Raw genomic sequence first — 16,496 nt, 5'->3', positions numbered from 1 at the left:
TCCGGTCGCCACGCACTTGAGTGGTCGTGTCCATTCCGGCGTCGAGCAGGAGAGTCAGCGATGACCAGCGAACAGCTCCGAGCAGCAGCGACCAGCACCGCGTCGACCTTGGGAGACGCCGTCTACGACCGGCTGCTCAGGGAGCGGATCGTCTTCCTCGGGCAGGAGGTCGACGACGTGATCGCCAATCAGATCGCCGCACAGATGCTGTTGTTGTCCGCCGAGGACCCGCAGCGAGACATCCACCTCTACATCAACTCCCCGGGTGGTTCGGTCTCCGGGGGAATGGCCGTTTACGACACCATGCAGTTCGTCGACTGCGACGTGGCGACCTACGGGATGGGCATGGTCGCGTCGATGGGGCAGTTCCTGCTCACCGCCGGGGCCGAGGGCAAGCGGTACGCCCTGCCGCACGCGCGGGTGATGATGCACCAGCCCTCGGCCGGTCTGGGCGGCACCGCGGCCGACATCGGGATCCAGGCGAAGATGCTCGGGCGGCTGAAGCGGCAGCTGAACGAACTGCAGGCGCACCACACCGGGCAGGCCGTCGAGCAGGTCGAGCGGGATTCCGACCGGGACCGCTGGTTCACCGCGACCGAGGCCCAGGACTACGGCCTCATCGACCACGTGCTCCGCGACGCGTCGGCCCTGCCGGGGTGACCGGGGCTGTGGGCACCGCCCCGGCGACGAGCTCGTCGATCCGGGCCGCGTGCGCGCCACGCCAGTAGACCTGCCCGCACCGGGTGCACCGGGAGAACTCCTCGACGGTGCGGCGGGTGCCCGGCTCGAGCAGGTGGGCCACCTCCGCCTTGGGCGCCGGCCGCAGTTCGCCGTTGCACGTGGTGCACCGGGTCAGTGGCGCCGGGACGACGGCGAACCTGTCCAGGACGTCGACGAGCTGGTCATCGGTGCCGCTGCCGCGCACCAGGGCCCCGCGCGGCAGCGCCCGGCGCATGAGCAGCCCCCGGTCCTGGGTCAGCAGCACGCGGTCCTCGGCCGCCGCCTGCGCGACGAGCTCGGGGTCGTCCGCGTCATTGCGCCAGGCGGCGTCCAGGCCGAGCAGCCGGAGCCGCCGAGCCAACCCGCCGAGCCCGACGTCCAGCAGGAACCCCCCGGCGGGGACCGGCTGCGGCCGGTCGGCCGGCCGCACCTCCAGGACGGCGCCGGGCCCGGGCCGGACGGGGAGCGCCGACTCCGCGCCGTCGACCACCACCCTGCCCACCTCGGTCAGCGGGACACCGGCCGCCTGCACCAGGTGCCCGACGGTCGCATCGGGGTCGAAGGGCAGCCGCCGGCCGCCGGCGGACCGGAACCGCGGCGCGAGCAGCCACCACAGCTCCGGGTCCAGCCGGACGGCGACGTGGTGCGGCGCGGCTGGCCCGGTCACGCCCGAGGCTCTACCCCCTGGGTCGGACGAGTCACACCGCCGGGCGGTTGCTTGAACTGTCAAGTAATGCGGAGCAGACTGGACACCTCGACCGATCCCAGGAGTGCACCGTGCCCGTCCAGCGCCTGAACCACGCCGTCCTCTTCGTCCGGGACGTCGACCGCAGCACCGCCTTCTACCGCGACGTCCTCGGCTTCCGGGTGACGACGGAGATGCCCGGTCGGGCGGTGTTCCTGCAGGCCGAGGGGTCGACCAACGACCACGACCTGGGCCTGTTCGCGGTCGGTGCGCAGGCCGGCCCCTCCGGTGCCGGGCGCAGCACGGTGGGGCTGTACCACCTGGCCTGGGAGGTCGACACCCTCGCCGAACTGGCCCGGATCCGCAGCGCGCTGGCCGACGCCGGGGCGCTGGCCGGGGCCTCCGACCACGCCACGACCAAGGCGCTCTACGCCCGGGACCCCGACGGCATCGAGTTCGAGGTCTCCTGGCTGCTGCCGGCCGACCTGATCACCCCGGACGTCCAGGCGCTGGGCGCGACCACCCGCCCGCTGGACCTGGACGCCGAGATCGCCCGCTACGGCGCCCAGACGCGAGGCGGTGTCGGCGTCAGCGTCCCGGTCTGACGCCGCCAGCCGCGCGTCGAGTGCGCAGTTCTGGTCGCCGACACGGCGCGACACGCCGCGTTGGGCGACGTCAACTGCGCAGTGGGCGCGGGCCTCAGCCGACCTGGGTGCCGGGCTGCGGGCGGATCACCAGGATGCTGCTGCTCGCGGTGCCGAGCAGCCGCTCGTCCGCGTCGAGCAGGCGGGCCTCGGCCAGCGCCGTCCGGCCGCCCAGGTGGGTCACCGTGCCGACGCAGGTCACCCGGCCGGTGTCCAGGGTGATCGCGCGGAGGAACTTCACCGTCAGGTCCAGGCTGGTGTAGCCCACGCCGGCCGGCAGCATCGAGTGGACGGCGCAGCCGGTGGCCGAGTCGAGCAGCGTGGCGTAGACGCCGCCGTGCACCGAGCCGATCGGGTTGTAGTGGTACTCGGCCGGCTCGAACGCGAAGACGACGCGGCCCGGCTCCACCTCGATCAGGTCGAACCCGAGCGTGTCGGCGATCGGCGGCCCGGGGAGCTCCCCGGCTGCCACAGCGCGCAGCACGTCCAGCCCGGCGGCGGTGCGGGCGGCCGTCGCGGTCTCCATCGGGTCGCCCCAGGCGAAGGTCCTCATCCGATCGGTCACGGCCGGACGCTAGCGCGAGCCCTCGACGACCGGTCCGGCGTGGGGGAGTTGACACCGTCCCGGAGCGCGGACGATCCTGCCGGTACTGGTCATGACCAGTGCCGGGTGCATCGCAGGCGCCTGGTCGGGCCCTGAGCCGTGGAGCGTGGCGATCCTGAGCGGAGCAGAGCCGGGCGGCCCCGTGCTGCGGGGCCGGCTGGTCACCGGCGGATCCGTCGTCGACGACGGGGTGCTCGCCGTCGCCGGCGACCGGATCGCGTTCGCCGGCCCGGCCCGGGACTGGGCCGGTGCGCTGCCGGCCCCCGCGCCGGAGACGCTGTTGCTGCCCGGGCTGGTCGACCTGCACTGCCACGGCTCCGCCGGGCACGGCTTCCCCGACGCGGACGTCGCCGGGGCGCGCGCCGCGGCCGCCCACCACCGGGCCCACGGGACGACGACGCTGGTGGCCAGCCTGGTCTCGGCCCCGGCGGCGGTGCTGCGTGAGCGGCTGGCCGTGCTGGCCCCGCTGGTCGAGGCCGGCGAGCTGGCCGGGGTGCACCTGGAGGGACCGTTCCTCTCCGCCGCCCGCTGCGGTGCCCAGGACCCGGACGCTCTCGTCCCGGGGGACCCGGCACTGCTGGCCGAGCTGCTGACCCTCGGGCGGGGGACGGTCGTCTCGATGACGCTGGCGCCGGAGACCGACCACCGGGCCGAGCTCGTCGACCTGCTGCGCGCGCACGGGGCGCTGCCCAGCTTCGGGCACACCGACGCCGCCGCCGCCGAGGTCACCGCCGCGATCCGGTCGGCGGCCCCTGGCGGCCCGCTGTCGGCCACCCACCTGTTCAACGGCATGCCGCCGCTGCTGTCCCGGGCGCCGGGCCCGGTCGCCGCCTGCCTGGCCGCCGCTGCGCGCGGTGAGCTGGTGGTCGAGCTGATCGGCGACGGCGTGCACCTGGCCCCGGAGACGGTGGCGACTGTCTTCGCCCTGGTCGGTCCGGGAGCGATCGCGCTGGTCACCGACGCGATGGCCGCCGCCGGGATGGCCGACGGCAGCTACCGCCTCGGCTCGCTCCCCGTCGAGGTGCGCGACGGCGTCGCCCGGCTCGCCGGGGGATCGGGCGCCATCGCCGGCGGCACCGCCCGGCTGGTGGACGTCGTCCGGTCGACCGTGGCTGCGGGTGTCCCGCTGGCGGACGCCGTCCTGGCCGCGACCGGGACCCCGGCCGCACTGCTGGGCCGCAGCGACGTCGGCGCGCTGACCACCGGAGCCCCCGCCGACGTGCTCGTCACCGACCTGGGCCTGAACCCCACCGCCGTCCTGCGGGCCGGCGCGTGGGTGCACCGAGAGGAGAGCTGACCGTGGAGGTCGTCCTGCTGCCCACCCCCGAGGACTGCGGGCGGGTCGTCGCCGACGCCGTCGCCGGGTCGGTGCTGGCCGTGCTGGGGCGCGGCGGGCCGGTCGTGCTCGGCCTGGCCACCGGGTCCTCGCCGCTGCTCGCCTACCGCGAGTTGCTGCGCCGGCACCGGGAGGAGGGGCTGTCCTTCGACGGCGTGCAGGCCTTCCTGCTCGACGAGTACGTGGGCCTGCCCGCCGGCCACCCGGAGAGCTACCGCGAGGTCATCCGCCGGGAGCTGACCGACGCGCTCGGACTGGACCCCGCGGTGGTGCACGGCCCGGACGGCGCCGCGGCCGACCCGCTGCAGGCCGCCCTGGACTACGAGGCGCAGCTGCTCGCCGCCGGGCCGGTGGCGGTGCAGGTGCTGGGGATCGGCGCCAACGGGCACCTGGGGTTCAACGAGCCCGGCTCGTCGCTGGCCAGCCGCACCCGGGTCAAGACGCTCACCGAGCAGACCCGGGTCGACAACGCGCGGTTCTTCGGCGACGACGTCGCCGCGGTACCCCGGCACGTGATCACCCAGGGGCTGGGCACGATCCTCGGCGCCGAGCACCTCGTGCTGGTGGCGACCGGGGAGGCGAAGGCGGCCGCGATCGCCGCCGCGGTGGAGGGGCCGCTGACGGCGTCCTGCCCGGCGTCGGTGCTCCAGCTGCACCGGCACGTCACCCTCGTCGTCGACGAGGCGGCCGGCGCCCAGCTGGCCCGGGCCGACTACTACCGGTACGTGCTCAGCCACAAGCTGACCGACCAGAGGTGGTGACCGCGCCGATCGTCGACGGCGTGGTGCCCAAACACGAGCAGCTGCGCGGCCGGCTGACCGAGCTGGCGGCCCGGCTCCCCGCGGGCGCGCCGTTGCCCGGGGAGCGGCAGCTGTGCGTCGAGCACGGGGTCAGTCGGATCACCGTGCGCGAGGCGATCGGCCAGCTGGTCAGCGAGGGCGTGCTCGTGCGGGTGCGCGGCAAGGGCACCTTCGTGGCCGAGCGGCCCGCGCGGTCCCGGCTGCACCTGGCCTCCTTCCACTCCGACATGCGCCGGCTCGGACTGCGGCCGAGCACCGTCGTCCTGGCGGTCGCCCGCGACGTGCCGCCGTCGGCGACCCGGGCCGCGCTGCAGCTGGCCGCGGGGGAGCGGGCCTGGCACGTGCGCCGGCTGCGGCTGGCCGACGACCAGCCGATGTCGGTCGACGACGGCTGGTACCCGGTCGCGGTGGCGCCCGACCTGGACGAGGCCGACCTCACCGGCTCGCTCTACACGCTGTTCGCCGAGCGGTACGGCTGCGCGATCGAGCGGGCCGAGCAGACCGTGCGGGCGGCGGAGGCAGACCGGGAGTGCGCCGTCCTGCTGGGGGTGTCGCCGTCCCGTCCGGTGCTGGTGTTCGACCGGGTCTCATACAGCGCCGGCCGGCCGGTCGAGCACGCGCTGTCCACCTACCGCGGGGACCGGTACGAGGTGGCGATGACCGTCGAGCTGGGGCAGGGCTGAGTGGTGGAGCCGTGCGTGCTGCCCGCTGCGGGTCTGGTGCTCCGGCCGTGGCGGGAGGACGACCTGGACGCCGTCTGGGCCGCGCTGCAGGACCCCGAGCTGCGCCGGTGGAACGACGCGGGGTCCGGCTCGCGGGACGACGCCCGGGCGCTGCTGGCCCGACGGCGGGACTGGAGCACCGGCGACCACTGCTCCTGGGCGATCGTCGACCCCGCCGACCAGCTGCTGGGCTCGCTGTCCCTGCACGCGATCGACCGGGCGCAGGCCGATGCCGAGGTCGGCTACTGGACCGTGCCCGCCGCGCGCGGTCGCCGGGTGGCGGTGCGCGCGGTCGACGCCGCCTGCCGCTGGGGGTTCGCCACGCTGGAGCTGGACCGGGTCGAACTCTTCCACGCGGTGGAGAACGAGGCCTCCGGGCGGGTCGCGGCCAGGGCGGGGTTCACCTGCGAGGGCCGGCTGCGGCGGTCGTTCCGGTACGGCGACGGCGTCAAGCACGACGAGCTGCTGTGGTCCCGGCTCTCCGACGACCCGCCCCCGGCGCTGCACTGAGCCGGGGGGGGGCCTCAGGCGGCGACGCGGGTGCTGCTGAGCAGCCGGCCGTGCTCGGCGGCCTCCCGCTCGGCGGTGGCCTTGAGCTCGGCGGCCAGCTCGATGAAGGAGTCCAGCGCCGGGTTGACCCCGACCAGGGTGAAGTCCCGCTCGACCACCCGGAGGTCCAGCTGCCAGACGTCGGCCAGGATGCGCCGCAGCCAGGACGTGGCGTGGTCCCAGCCCTCGCGGGGGGTGCCCGCGCTGTAGTTGCCGCCGCGCACCACCGCCAGCACGGCGGGCTTGCCGGCCAGCGGTGGCTCGGCCCGCGGGCCCATCCGCGGGTCGGTGATCACCAGGTCGACCCAGGTCTTGACGTGCTGAGAGACGCCGAAGTTGTACAGCGGGACGGCGAAGAGCAGGGCCTCCGCGTCGACGAGCTCGTCGGTCAGCGTCGCCGCGAGGGCCAGTGCGCCGGCCTGCTCCGGCGTCCGCTGCTCGGCCGGGAGGTAGGAGCCGGCGACGGCTGCACCCCACGCGTCGGCCGGCAGCGGCTCGGTGCCGACGTGCCGGCGGGTGACCGGGGCGTCGGGGTTCCCGGCCCGCCACTCGCGCTCGACGATGTCGGCGATCTCGCGGCTGGCCGACCCCTCGACCCGGATGCTGGCGTCCAGACGGAACAGCGACATGGCAAGTACTCCCTCAGAGCTAGTAGCTAGCCGATTGCTAGCACTTCGGGAAAGCTAGCACTTCGGTCGCAGGAGCACGAGGGGTGGCGGTCCTACGATGACCGGGTGGCCGAGGACCTGGTGCACACGCCGGAGGCGTGCGACGACGCGCTGGCACGCGCGTTCGGCTTCCTCGGCAAGCGGTGGAACGGGCTGATCATCGGCGTGCTCGCCGGCGGGCCGGCGACGTTCACCGGGCTCCGTCGGGCCGTGGGCGGGATCAGCGACTCCGTGCTCTCCGACCGGTTGACCGAGCTGGCCGCGGCGGGGCTGGTCCAGCGCACCGTCGACGACGGGCCGCCGGTGGCGGTGAGCTACCAGCTGACCGACGCGGGTCGGTCCCTGACCCCGGTGCTCGAGCAGCTGACCACCTGGGCCCGCGAGAGCCTCCCCGCGCAGTCGTGTGCGGGCCGGCACTGAGGCTCAGCAGCCGCAGCTGACCCCTGCTGGGGCGGTGAGCGGGTCGACCGCCGGGCGGGTGGTCCCGGTCGCGGTCTCCACCGGCAGGCCCTCTCGGGCCCAGTACTCGAACCCGCCGATCATCTCCCGCACCCGGTACCCGATCCGGGCCAGCGCTAGGGCGGCACGGGTGGCGCCGTTGCAGCCCGGCCCCCAGCAGTAGGTCACCACCGGGACGCCGGGGTCGAGCTCGGCCGCCGCCTGCCCGGCGATCTCCCGTCCGGGCAGGTGCACGGCACCGGGCACGTGCCCCTGCGCCCAGGACTCCGCGCTGCGGGTGTCGACCAGCACGAACCCGGGCCGGCCGGACTCCAGGGCGGCGTGGACGTCGGAGACGTCGGTCTCCACGGCCAGCCGTCGGGCGAAGTGGGCGGCGGCGTCCGCGGGGTCGGTGGTCCAGTCCATGCCGTCGATGGTGGCGGCGGCGCTCCGGGCCGAACAGCGCCCACCCTGCCGACGACCGCAGTGATCCGGCCTTGACATCCCCCACGACTGACATGTCAGATGTCAGTTGTGGCCCTCGACCCCGTCCCGCGGGTACTCCTGCGCGACCAGGCGCTGACCCGGATCCGGGACGCGATCGTGGCCGGCGACCTCCCGCCCGGGACGGTGGTGAAGGACGCCGCGCTCGCCAGCCGGCTCGGTCTCTCGGTGGCCCCGGTGCGCGCAGCCCTGGCCCGGCTGACCGACGAGGGGCTGGTGGAGGCGAAGCCGCAGAGCCACACCCGGGTGACGCCGCTGGTGCTCGACCAGGTGCGGGACGCCGCCGTCGTCGTCCGGGCGATGCACGAGCTGGCGGTGCGCGAGGCCGTCGGCCGGGTCACCGCCGAGGACGTCGCCGCGATGCGCGCGGCCAACGAGCGGTTCGCCGCCGCACTGCGGGCCGCGGACGTCGACGCCGCGATGGACGCCGACGACGAGCTGCACGACGTCCTGCTGGCCCGCTGCGGGAACGCGGCGCTGATGGCCACCGTCGACCGCTTCACCCCGGCCATCCGCCGGCTGGAGCGGCAGCGGTTCGCCGCCCACGGCGAGGGATCGGTGGCCCTGCACGACCGCCTGATCGCCGCCTGCGCGGCCGCCGACGCCGACACCGCCGTCGCGACCACCACCGAGATCTGGACGGCGCTGCTGTCCCAACTGGAGGAGACCACCGATGGCCAGCCTTGCTGACTTCCCGCGCCACTCCCTGCTGTTCGGCCCCTCGCCGGTGCACCGGCTCGACCGGCTCACCGCGCACCTGGGTGGCGCGGCGGTGTGGGCGAAGCGGGAGGACGTGAACTCCGGCATCGCCTTCGGGGGCAACAAGACCCGCAAGCTCGAGTACCTGGTCGCCGACGCGCTGGCCCAGGGCTGCGACACGCTGGTGTCGATCGGCGGCGTGCAGAGCAACCACACCCGGCAGGTCGCCGCGGTCGCCGCGCACCTCGGGCTGAAGTGCGTGCTGGTGCAGGAGAGCTGGGTCGACTGGCCGGACGCCGTCTACGACAAGGTCGGCAACATCCTCATCTCCCGGCTGGCCGGGGCTGACGTGCGGCTGGTCAAGGCCGGGTTCGGCATCGGGTTCAAGGAGAGCTGGGAGTCGGCGCTCCGGGAGATCGAGGCGCGCGGCGGGAAGCCCTACCCGATCCCGGCCGGCGCGTCGGACCACCCGCTCGGTGGGCTGGGCTTCGCCAACTGGGCGCACGAGGTGGCCGCCCAGGAGGCGGAGCTCGGGGTCTTCTTCGACACCGTCGTCGTCTGCTCGGTGACCGGCTCCACGCAGGCCGGCATGGTCGCCGGCTTCGCGCAGCTGGAGGAGCAGGGCGCCCGGCCGCGCCGGGTGCTCGGGGTGGACGCGTCGGCCAAGCCCACGGAGACCCGGGACCAGGTGCTGCGGATCGCGCAGCGGACGGCGTCGGCGATCGGGGTGCAGCGCGAGCTGACCCTGGACGACGTGGAGCTGGATGAGCGGTACCACGCCGGCATCTACGGCATCCCGGACGCGACGACGATCGCGGCGATGGAGCTGGCCGCGCGCACCGAGGGGATGGTCACCGACCCGGTGTACGAGGGGAAGTCGATGGCCGCGACGATCGACCTGGTCGGCCGGGGCGAGATCGACCGGTCGTCCACCGTGCTCTACGCCCACCTCGGCGGCCAGCCCGCGCTGAACGGCTACAGCGCCCTCTTCTCCTGACCGGGCCGACGCGCGTCCTCGCCCGCGACGGCGGCCCACTGTCCGGGGCGTTCATCGCGCGGCGACGTCGGCCTGGACGCGTCGGATGACGTCCGCCAGGACGCCGGTGGCCAGGAGCCCCGAGCCGAGGGGGCCGGCCGAGTCCTCACCCAGCAACGGCAGCTGCCGCAGCGCCGATCGGGTCGGCGTCGTCAGGCGGTCGAGCTGCCAGCGCACTTCGTGGAGCACGGCGTCGGGGTGCTCGGGCGCCGCGAGCCCGGTGGCCTTGCCGGCGTAGGCGGCTGCGCCCAGGGCGTGGGCGCCCATGTGGGCGACGGCGGCCGCCTGCGCCCCGGCTCGGGCCGCTGCCGCAGCAGCGGGTGAGGTGACCGCGCCGGCTGCTCGACCGGCGAGGAAGCGCCGGCGGATCCCTCCTGCGGTGTCGAGCTCGCCACGGCCGAACGCCCGGGTCCGGGCGATGGCGTCTCGCATGCGTTCGTCGTCGGGCGCCTCGGCCTCGAACAGCGGCAGGACGTGTTCGGCGCAGTCGGCGGCCCAGCCGGCGAGGAGTCGCCGGTCGGCTTCGCTCAGCGTCTGGGGGCTGGGCACGTGGTCCTCGCTCAGCTCGACCGCTAGTGCCGGGACCGCGCGTTCTCCCACGCGGTCGTCAGCAGTGCGCGCGTGAGGGCCTCGGTGCGCTCGCCGGGGTTGATGACGGCCAGCCACCCCGCGCGGCCGTAGGTCGGGTGGGGACGCAGTACGTCGGCAGCGGCCAGATCGCTCACGCTCGGCTGCGCACCGGTGCGGGCGGTGTCCTGCTGCTGCGCGAGGACCCGGGCGGCGGCGTCCTTGCCGGCGTGGATGTTGACGCGGAAGGTCCCGGGCCGGTTCAGCTGGCTGCTGACGTCGTCGGGGTGGTCCTTGGTCACGACGGTGGCGAAGGGCTGGGTGGCCGCCGGGACCGTCCCGTCGGGGGAGCAGTAGGCGAACGAGTCTCCCCAGGCGATCTCGGGCGATCCGTCGCCCGGGGACGCCGTCCAGACCACCACCCCCTCGAGCGCGGCGATGTGGGCGATGACGTCGTCTTCGGTCATTGCTCCAGGGTTGCAGTGAAGTCCTGGTGGAGGCTTTGCTGCACGAGTGAGCGAGCCGTCGGGCAGAACCCTCCAACGGGCCGTTCTACGGCCGGTGGACGTCGCGCGCGCTCTGGGCTGCTCGGTGCAACTGGTACGCGACCTGGAGGCCCAGGAAGTGCTCCCGGTCGCCGACCGCACCGACAGCGGCTACCGGCGCTACACGGAGCGGCACCTGAACGCCGGCCGTGCCTACCGTGCCTTCGCCGCAGGGATGGGGCCGGTGGCCGCCAAGGCCCTCCTGCGAGCCTTCCAGCGGGGAGAGGTGGCCACGGCGCTGGCGCTGCTGGACGCCGCCCACGCGCGGTTGCACCACCAGCGCTCGCTGCTCGAGCAGACCCGTCGCGCGCTCCACCACCTCGCCGCGGAACCGGTCCTGCCGACGCGGCCCGCCGACGCGATGGGGATCGCCGAGCTGGCCGACGCGCTGGGGATGCGCCCCTCGGCGCTGCGGCACTGGGAAGCGGAAGGCCTGCTCACCGCCGACCGCCAGGGGGCACGTGCGGCGAGGCGGTACTCCCCCGAGCACGTGCGCGATGCGCGCGTCGTCCACCAACTGCGGGCCGCCGGGTACCGCATCCCCACCATCCGCCGCCTGCTGCCCGAACTCCGGCGCGCTGGTCGGTCCGCGCGCGTCACGGCAGCCCTGGAGGACCGAGAGTCCACCCTGACGACCAGGTCCAAGGCACTGCTGGACGGTGCAGCATGCCTGTCGAAGGCCGCGTGGCCGTCGCCCGCTCGATGACCGGCCAGGGCGGGGTGACGAGCTCGCCGCCGACGGTGGTCGGCTGAGCCTCAGCGGCCGAGCAGTCGGCGAACACGGCTGTCGTGCGCCTCAGGATGGTTGGCGGATCACCGACTCGCGGCGAAGCGGGTGCGGTACTCCGACGGGCTGAGGCCGGTGTGCCGGCGCAGCAGGGCGCGCAGGTTGGCCGAGGCGCCCAGCAGCTGGCTGACGTACATGATCCGCCTGTCGAGGCTCTCGGTGGCTCGCCGGCAAGGCCACCTCCTGTCCGTTGGAACCGAGTCGGTCAGTCGTGGTGCCGGACGTGCTGGCGCACCGGCTTCGTCAGCAAGGGCAGTGCCTGGCCGAGGAAGGCCAGCGCCACGAGCGCGGCGCGGGGGTCGGTGAGTGCGGCGAGGCCGTAGACGATCACGCCGACGAACGCGCTCACGACGACCACCCCGCGAGCCACCCGGCTGTGCCCCCGGTAGACGGTCGCCAGCAGCAGGCAGCCGACGACCATCCAGAACCAGCCGGCCGCTCCCGCACCCATGTCGCCGTGGTCGGTCAGGACCACTTGGAGCGCGAGGAAGAGGGCGGAGAGGCCGAGCGCGACCAGGACGTGCTTCCGGTGAGGAGGCGCGAGGACCGTCTCATCGGTCGATGGCTGGACAGCTGCGCGCACCGAGCCATCCTCGCTCAGGCCGCCGGGTCGCGGAAGGCAACGGACACGGGTCAGAGCGGGACGGCGAGGCCCTCGGGGCTGGGTTGGGCCAGGGCCTCGGCGATCGCCTCGGGCATCGGCGCCAGCCCGGTCCCGGCCAGGACGACGTCCCGGGCGAAGCGGTGCCAGCGCTGCGACCGCCGGACCATGCCGTGCCCGCCCACGATGGTGAACCGGGCGACCCGGGCCTTCGCCCGCCGGGCCCGGACGGCGAACTCCGCCGACAGTCGCGGGGGCACCCAGCGGTCACCCCGGCCGTGCAGGATCACCACCGTCTGACCGCCCAGGTGCATCACCGGCTCGCCGGGTGGGGTCCACGGGGCGAGCGCGCAGACAGCGGTCACCGAGGGCTCCCCGCCCGCCCGGAGTGCCGCCCGGCCGCCCATCGAGTGCCCGACCAGCACGATCGGGACGTCGGTGCCGTGCTCCTCGCGCAGCTGCGCGATCGCCCAGCGGACGTCCTGGTAGGCGTCGGCGGCCTCACCGTTCCAGCCGGCCACCCGGTAGCGCAGCATCGCGGTGGCGATGCCCTGGTCGGCGGTGGTGGCGTGCACGTACTGCTCGAAGGCCCGCATCCGGACCAGCGAGAGCGCCCGGGTCTTCGGTGGCTCGATGCTGGCGGGGGTTCCGCCGTGACAGAACAGGGCGATGCCCCGGGTCTCCCCGACCGCAGGCCGCTGTTCCAGCTCGGGGGAGCGGGGGTCGGGGCGGTCGGCGTCGGGGCTGGGGGATTCGGTCACGTCGTCCTCGGGGTGGTGGCTGCGGTCAGCGGCGGCGCTTGCCGCCCAGCTTCACACGCGCCTTCTCGCCGAGGTCGCCGGCCTTGAGCAGCCCGTTGCTGATCGCCGAGGGCCCCGTGCGCTTCTCCAGCGCCTGGCCCAGCTTGCGCAGCACCGTGATGACCACCGGGGCGAGGACGGTGAGGATGACCCACATGCGGAAACGGCGGGTGAGGAAGAGCCACATGATCAGCACTCTGCCCTGATCTCGCGGCCGCCAACCGGGTGACCGGCCATGATCACCACGGGCTGACGGTGGTCTCGGTGGGCCGGAGACAGCCATGAGCCCGTGGTGATCATGATCAGCTCGGGTCGGGGGCCAGCCGGACGACCATCTTCCCGGTGTTGCCGCCGCTGAGCAGCGCCCGGAACGCGTCGACGGCGGAGTCCAGCCCGTCGACCACCGTCTCCCGGGCGACGACCGAGCCGTCCCGCAGCCACCCGGACACCGCACCGATGAACTCCGGCCGCAGGTCGGCGTGGTCGCCGACGATGAACCCGCGGAGCGACAACCGTTTGCCGACGATCAGCCCCAGGTTCCGCGGCCCGGGAGGCGCAGCAACAGCGTTGTAGCCGGAGATCGCCCCGCACAGCGCGGCCCGCCCGTAGGTGTTGAAGGCGCCGATCGCCGCTTCCAGGTGCTCCCCGCCCACGTTGTCGAAGAAGACGTCGATCCCCTCGGGCGCAGCGGCACCGAGCAGGTCGGCGACCGCGCCGTCGTGGTAGTCGAACGCCGCGGAGAAGCCCAGCTCCTCGCGCAGCCAGCGCACCTTCTCCGGTGTCCCGGCGCTGCCCACCACCTGCGATGCGCCGCGGAGCCGGGCGAACTGGCCGACCAGGCTGCCGACCGCCCCGGCGGCGCCGGAGACGAAGACGGCGTCCCCCTCGCGGAAGTCGGCCAGCCGGAACAGCCCTGCCCAGGCGGTCAGGCCGGGCATGCCGAGCACGCCGAGGTAGAGCGAGAGCGGCAGGCCGGGGAGCGGCTCGACGACGGAGACGTGCGTGGCCGGGAGGACGGCGACGTCCCGCCAGCCCTGGCCGTGCAGCACCAGCGCGCCCTCGGGGACGGCGTCGGACCGGGAGGCGACCACGCGCCCGACCGCCCCGCCCTGCATCGTCTCGCCGAGCTCCCAGCTGGCGGCGTAGGACTTGGCGGCGCTCATCCGGCCGCGCATGTACGGGTCGACCGACATCGCGATGGTCTGCACCACGACCTCGCCGGGCGCGGGGTCGGGCCGGTCGACGGGCACCAGGCGGAAGTCCTCGTCCACCGGCTCGCCGTGCGGACGCCGGACCAGCTGCCACTCGCGGGCGGAGATGCTCATCGCGGGAAGTCCGGCTCGTTGCGGGGGATGACGAAGGCCTCGGGGACGAAGCTGGTGTCGGGCATGGTGACCATGGTGAGCACCATCCGGGCCACGTCGGACGGCGGCATCATCCGGTGCGCCGGGATGCCCCAGCGCTCCATCATCGGGGTGTCCATCGCAGCCGGCACGATGCTGTGCACCCGCGCCGGGAAGGGGACCTCGGTGCCGTCGGGGAGAACCGTCCCCTTCTCCCGCAGCTCCCGCTGGATGCACCGGGTCGCGCTGCGGAAGGCGGCCTTCGAGCTGTTGTAGGCGATCGCGCCGCTGCCGGAGGTCACCGCGGACAGCGACGTCACGTGCACCACGTCGGCGAGGGTGTCGGCCGGGCGGTGCTGGACGGTCTTGAGGAACTCGCTGGTCAGGAAGACCGGGCCCTCGCAGTTCACCGCCTGCACCATCCGGTAGTCGGCCAGGTCGATGTCGGTGATGTAGCCGGGCCGGTCGATGCCCGCGACGTTGACCAGCAGGTCGAAGGCGTCACCGTGCCGGGCGAACAGGTCGGCGACCACCCGGCGGCGGGCGTCGTCGTCGGTGACGTCGAGCGCGACCACCTCGGCGTCCCGGCCGATCGTGGCGCGGGTCTTCTCCGCTCCGTCGGTGTCGACGTCGCCGAGCGCGACCGTGGCCCCCGCCTCGGCCAGGGCGACCGCGACCGCGCGGCCCAGGCCGCTGGCCGCGCCGGTCACCAGGGCCACCCGCCCCGTCAACTGATCCTCGGTCCGCTGTGTCGTCTGCACCGGGCCACCTTCGCTGACCCCGACCGAGCCCGCAGGGCGGACCTACGATCGCAACATGTTCTTCTCCCGCGCCAAGACCCAGCCGGTCACCGCTGCGGACGCCCTGACCGGCCGTTCCGAGCCGCTGCCCGGCGTCCCCGAGGTGCACGCGGTCAACGGCAACCGCATCCAGCCGCCCTTCCCCGCGGGCCTGCAGACCGCCGTCTTCGGCGCAGGCTGCTTCTGGGGCGTCGAGAAGGTGTTCTGGGAGACCCCGGGCGTGTACTCGACCGCCGCGGGCTACGCCGGCGGGTACACCCCGAACCCCACGTACGAGGAGGTGTGCTCGGCGCGCACCGGGCACACCGAGGCCGTGCTGGTCGTCTTCGACCCGGCGGTCATCTCCTACGACCGGCTGCTGAAGGAGTTCTGGGAGGAGCACGACCCGACCCAGGGCATGCGCCAGGGCAACGACATCGGCACCCAGTACCGCTCGGCCGTCTACACGCAGGGCCCGGAGCAGGAGGCGGCCGCCACGGTCAGCCGCGACGTGTTCCAGGAGCGCCTGACGGCGGCCGGCTACGGCGAGATCACCACCGAGATCGCCCCGCTCGGCGACTTCTTCTACGCCGAGGGCCACCACCAGCAGTACCTCTACAAGGTGCCCAGCGGCTACTGCCCGGTGAACTCCACCGGCGTCAGCTGCCCGGTCGGCCTCCCCGGCGTCTAGCCGCCGGGCCTCCTCGATAGCGTCGGGCGGAGTCCCGCCAGTCGAGGAGGCCTGTGATGGACGCGCTGCGCACACCCGAGGACCGGTTCACCGACCTGCCGGAGTTCCCCTACGAGCCCCGGTACGTCGAGGTGGACGACGGGGACGGCGGCCGGCTGCGGGTCGCCGTCCTGGTCGAGGGCCCGGACGACGGCGAGACGGTGCTGCTGCTGCACGGCGAGCCGTCCTGGTCGTTCCTCTACCGCCGGATGATCCCGGTGCTGACGGCGGCCGGGCTGCGCGTCGTCGTCCCCGACCTGGTCGGCTTCGGCCGCTCCGACAAGCCCACCGAGCTGACCGACTACACGTACGCCCGGCACGTGGGCTGGCTGCGGCAGGCGCTGCTGGAGGAGCTGCGACTCACCGATCTGACCCTCGTCTGCCAGGACTGGGGAGGTCTGCTCGGGCTGCGCCTGGTGGCCGAGCACCCCGACCGGTTCGCCCGGGTCGTCGTCGCCAACACCGGCCTGCCCACCGGCGACCACCCGATGAGCGAGGCGTTCCTGGCCTGGCAGCGTGCGGCGGCCGGCATGACGGACATGCAGGTGGGCCGGATCATCTCCAACGGCACGGCGACGGAGATGGCGCCCGAGGTGGTGGCGGCCTACGACGCCCCGTTCCCCGACGCCCGGTACAAGGCCGGCGCCCGGGTGTTCCCGTCGCTGGTGCCCACCAGCCCCGAGGACCCGGCGGCCGCGGCCAACCGGGCCGCGTGGGGTGTGCTGCGCACCTGGGAGAAGCCGTTCCTGACCGCGTTCTCCGACAGGGACCCGATCACCGGCGGCGGCGACGCGGTGTTCCAGAAGCTGGTGCCCGGTGCCCAGGGGATGCCGCACACCACGCTGGCCGGGGGCGGTCACTTCCTCCAGGAGGACGTCGGCCCGCAGCTGGCCCAGGTGGTCGTCGACCTGGTCGCGGCGACCCCGCGCCCCTGAGCGC

Annotated in this window: 23 protein-coding genes; 12 read left to right on the top strand and 11 right to left on the bottom strand. The window is 74.3% G+C overall.

The annotated features are described in order from the left end of the window. The first annotated feature begins 60 nt into the window (after positions 1-60). Positions 61-660: an ATP-dependent Clp protease proteolytic subunit gene (locus O2W20_RS00635; protein ID WP_269169825.1), complete on the top strand. Its 600-nt coding sequence runs from the start codon at positions 61-63 to the stop codon at positions 658-660. Here the strand turns inward: O2W20_RS00635 and O2W20_RS00630 are convergent. Beyond that, positions 617-1,387 (bottom strand): Mut7-C RNAse domain-containing protein, encoded by a 771-nt coding sequence (locus O2W20_RS00630; protein ID WP_269169824.1) that lies wholly within the window; start codon positions 1,385-1,387, stop codon positions 617-619. The genes O2W20_RS00635 and O2W20_RS00630 overlap by 44 nt on opposite strands. A 110-nt stretch (positions 1,388-1,497) precedes the next feature. Here O2W20_RS00630 and O2W20_RS00625 point away from each other — a divergent pair, with 110 nt between their 5' ends. Next, positions 1,498-2,010 carry a VOC family protein gene (locus tag O2W20_RS00625; RefSeq protein ID WP_269169823.1) on the top strand — a complete coding sequence of 171 codons (513 nt, stop codon included), beginning with the start codon at positions 1,498-1,500 and terminating at the stop codon, positions 2,008-2,010. Positions 2,011-2,104: 94 nt separating this feature from the next. On the opposite strand, the gene O2W20_RS00620 is transcribed toward O2W20_RS00625, so the two are convergent. After that, a complete protein-coding gene (locus O2W20_RS00620; RefSeq protein WP_269169822.1) occupies positions 2,105-2,614 on the bottom strand; it encodes a PaaI family thioesterase in 510 nt (169 codons plus the stop codon). Positions 2,615-2,759: 145 nt separating this feature from the next. Between O2W20_RS00620 and O2W20_RS00615 the strand changes: the two genes are divergently transcribed. The 4 genes from O2W20_RS00615 to O2W20_RS00600 are packed head-to-tail and all read left to right on the top strand — an operon-like array spanning position 2,760 to position 6,021. Beyond that, positions 2,760-3,950, top strand: a complete 1,191-nt coding sequence (locus O2W20_RS00615; protein ID WP_269169821.1) for an N-acetylglucosamine-6-phosphate deacetylase — start codon at positions 2,760-2,762, stop codon at positions 3,948-3,950. A 2-nt stretch (positions 3,951-3,952) separates the two neighbouring features. Beyond that, positions 3,953-4,750, top strand: a complete 798-nt coding sequence (nagB, locus tag O2W20_RS00610) for a glucosamine-6-phosphate deaminase (RefSeq protein WP_269169820.1) — start codon at positions 3,953-3,955, stop codon at positions 4,748-4,750. Beyond that, on the top strand, positions 4,747-5,472 hold the full coding sequence (locus O2W20_RS00605; protein WP_269169819.1) for a GntR family transcriptional regulator: 726 nt from the start codon (positions 4,747-4,749) through the stop codon (positions 5,470-5,472). The genes nagB and O2W20_RS00605 overlap by 4 nt, the downstream gene beginning before the upstream one ends. Before the next feature lie 15 nt (positions 5,473-5,487). Further along, positions 5,488-6,021, top strand: coding sequence for a GNAT family N-acetyltransferase (locus tag O2W20_RS00600; RefSeq protein WP_269169818.1), 534 nt, complete (start codon positions 5,488-5,490; stop codon positions 6,019-6,021). Between the two features lie 14 nt (positions 6,022-6,035). On the opposite strand, the gene O2W20_RS00595 is transcribed toward O2W20_RS00600, so the two are convergent. Next, complete coding sequence (locus O2W20_RS00595; RefSeq protein WP_269169817.1) at positions 6,036-6,689, bottom strand: FMN-dependent NADH-azoreductase; 654 nt, start codon at positions 6,687-6,689, stop codon at positions 6,036-6,038. Positions 6,690-6,794: 105 nt separating this feature from the next. Between O2W20_RS00595 and O2W20_RS00590 the strand changes: the two genes are divergently transcribed. After that, complete coding sequence (locus tag O2W20_RS00590) at positions 6,795-7,148, top strand: winged helix-turn-helix transcriptional regulator (RefSeq protein WP_269164012.1); 354 nt, start codon at positions 6,795-6,797, stop codon at positions 7,146-7,148. Positions 7,149-7,151: 3 nt separating this feature from the next. Here O2W20_RS00590 and O2W20_RS00585 read toward each other — a convergent pair whose 3' ends face one another. Then, entirely contained in the window at positions 7,152-7,592 is a 441-nt protein-coding gene (locus tag O2W20_RS00585; RefSeq protein ID WP_269169816.1) for a rhodanese-like domain-containing protein, read from the bottom strand. A gap of 108 nt (positions 7,593-7,700) precedes the next feature. On the opposite strand from O2W20_RS00585, the gene O2W20_RS00580 reads away from it, so the two are divergent. Both O2W20_RS00580 and O2W20_RS00575 read left to right on the top strand, forming a co-directional pair. Further along, positions 7,701-8,360: a GntR family transcriptional regulator gene (locus O2W20_RS00580; protein WP_442928927.1), complete on the top strand. Its 660-nt coding sequence runs from the start codon at positions 7,701-7,703 to the stop codon at positions 8,358-8,360. After that, positions 8,344-9,366 carry a 1-aminocyclopropane-1-carboxylate deaminase gene (locus tag O2W20_RS00575; RefSeq protein WP_269169814.1) on the top strand — a complete coding sequence of 341 codons (1,023 nt, stop codon included), beginning with the start codon at positions 8,344-8,346 and terminating at the stop codon, positions 9,364-9,366. Before O2W20_RS00580 ends, O2W20_RS00575 begins: the two co-directional genes overlap by 17 nt. Before the next feature lie 51 nt (positions 9,367-9,417). On the opposite strand, the gene O2W20_RS00570 is transcribed toward O2W20_RS00575, so the two are convergent. Together O2W20_RS00570 and O2W20_RS00565 are read right to left on the bottom strand one after the other, a co-directional pair. After that, on the bottom strand, positions 9,418-9,954 hold the full coding sequence (locus O2W20_RS00570; protein WP_269169813.1) for a putative immunity protein: 537 nt from the start codon (positions 9,952-9,954) through the stop codon (positions 9,418-9,420). A 23-nt stretch (positions 9,955-9,977) separates the two neighbouring features. Further along, a complete protein-coding gene (locus tag O2W20_RS00565) occupies positions 9,978-10,439 on the bottom strand; it encodes a DUF6194 family protein (RefSeq protein ID WP_269169812.1) in 462 nt (153 codons plus the stop codon). Between the two features lie 94 nt (positions 10,440-10,533). Between O2W20_RS00565 and O2W20_RS00560 the strand changes: the two genes are divergently transcribed. After that, positions 10,534-11,223, top strand: coding sequence for a MerR family transcriptional regulator (locus O2W20_RS00560; protein ID WP_269169811.1), 690 nt, complete (start codon positions 10,534-10,536; stop codon positions 11,221-11,223). Positions 11,224-11,509: 286 nt separating this feature from the next. Here O2W20_RS00560 and O2W20_RS00555 read toward each other — a convergent pair whose 3' ends face one another. The 5 genes from O2W20_RS00555 to O2W20_RS00535 form a co-directional block, all read right to left on the bottom strand. Next, the gene (locus O2W20_RS00555; RefSeq protein WP_269169810.1) at positions 11,510-11,887 is read right to left on the bottom strand and encodes a hypothetical protein; all 378 of its coding nucleotides are present in this window, start codon (positions 11,885-11,887) and stop codon (positions 11,510-11,512) included. Positions 11,888-11,937: 50 nt separating this feature from the next. Continuing rightward, on the bottom strand, positions 11,938-12,666 hold the full coding sequence (locus O2W20_RS00550) for an alpha/beta hydrolase (RefSeq protein ID WP_269169809.1): 729 nt from the start codon (positions 12,664-12,666) through the stop codon (positions 11,938-11,940). Positions 12,667-12,691: 25 nt separating this feature from the next. Further along, positions 12,692-12,892: a hypothetical protein gene (locus tag O2W20_RS00545; RefSeq protein WP_269169808.1), complete on the bottom strand. Its 201-nt coding sequence runs from the start codon at positions 12,890-12,892 to the stop codon at positions 12,692-12,694. A 115-nt stretch (positions 12,893-13,007) separates the two neighbouring features. Continuing rightward, positions 13,008-14,030, bottom strand: coding sequence for an NADP-dependent oxidoreductase (locus O2W20_RS00540; RefSeq protein ID WP_269169807.1), 1,023 nt, complete (start codon positions 14,028-14,030; stop codon positions 13,008-13,010). Beyond that, entirely contained in the window at positions 14,027-14,809 is a 783-nt protein-coding gene (locus O2W20_RS00535) for an SDR family NAD(P)-dependent oxidoreductase (RefSeq protein ID WP_269169806.1), read from the bottom strand. The genes O2W20_RS00540 and O2W20_RS00535 overlap by 4 nt, the downstream gene beginning before the upstream one ends. Before the next feature lie 55 nt (positions 14,810-14,864). On the opposite strand from O2W20_RS00535, the gene msrA reads away from it, so the two are divergent. Together msrA and O2W20_RS00525 are read left to right on the top strand one after the other, a co-directional pair. Continuing rightward, the gene (gene msrA / locus O2W20_RS00530) at positions 14,865-15,518 is read left to right on the top strand and encodes a peptide-methionine (S)-S-oxide reductase MsrA (RefSeq protein ID WP_269169805.1); all 654 of its coding nucleotides are present in this window, start codon (positions 14,865-14,867) and stop codon (positions 15,516-15,518) included. Between the two features lie 56 nt (positions 15,519-15,574). After that, positions 15,575-16,492, top strand: a complete 918-nt coding sequence (locus O2W20_RS00525; protein ID WP_269169804.1) for a haloalkane dehalogenase — start codon at positions 15,575-15,577, stop codon at positions 16,490-16,492. The last annotated feature ends 4 nt before the right edge of the window (positions 16,493-16,496 follow it).

Origin of the sequence: Modestobacter sp. VKM Ac-2982, from assembly GCF_026967935.1 — a bacterium.
Classification (GTDB): Bacteria; Actinomycetota; Actinomycetes; order Mycobacteriales; family Geodermatophilaceae; genus Modestobacter.
Note: the sequence above shows the minus strand (reverse complement) of the source record. Positions and strands in the feature narration are given on the sequence as shown.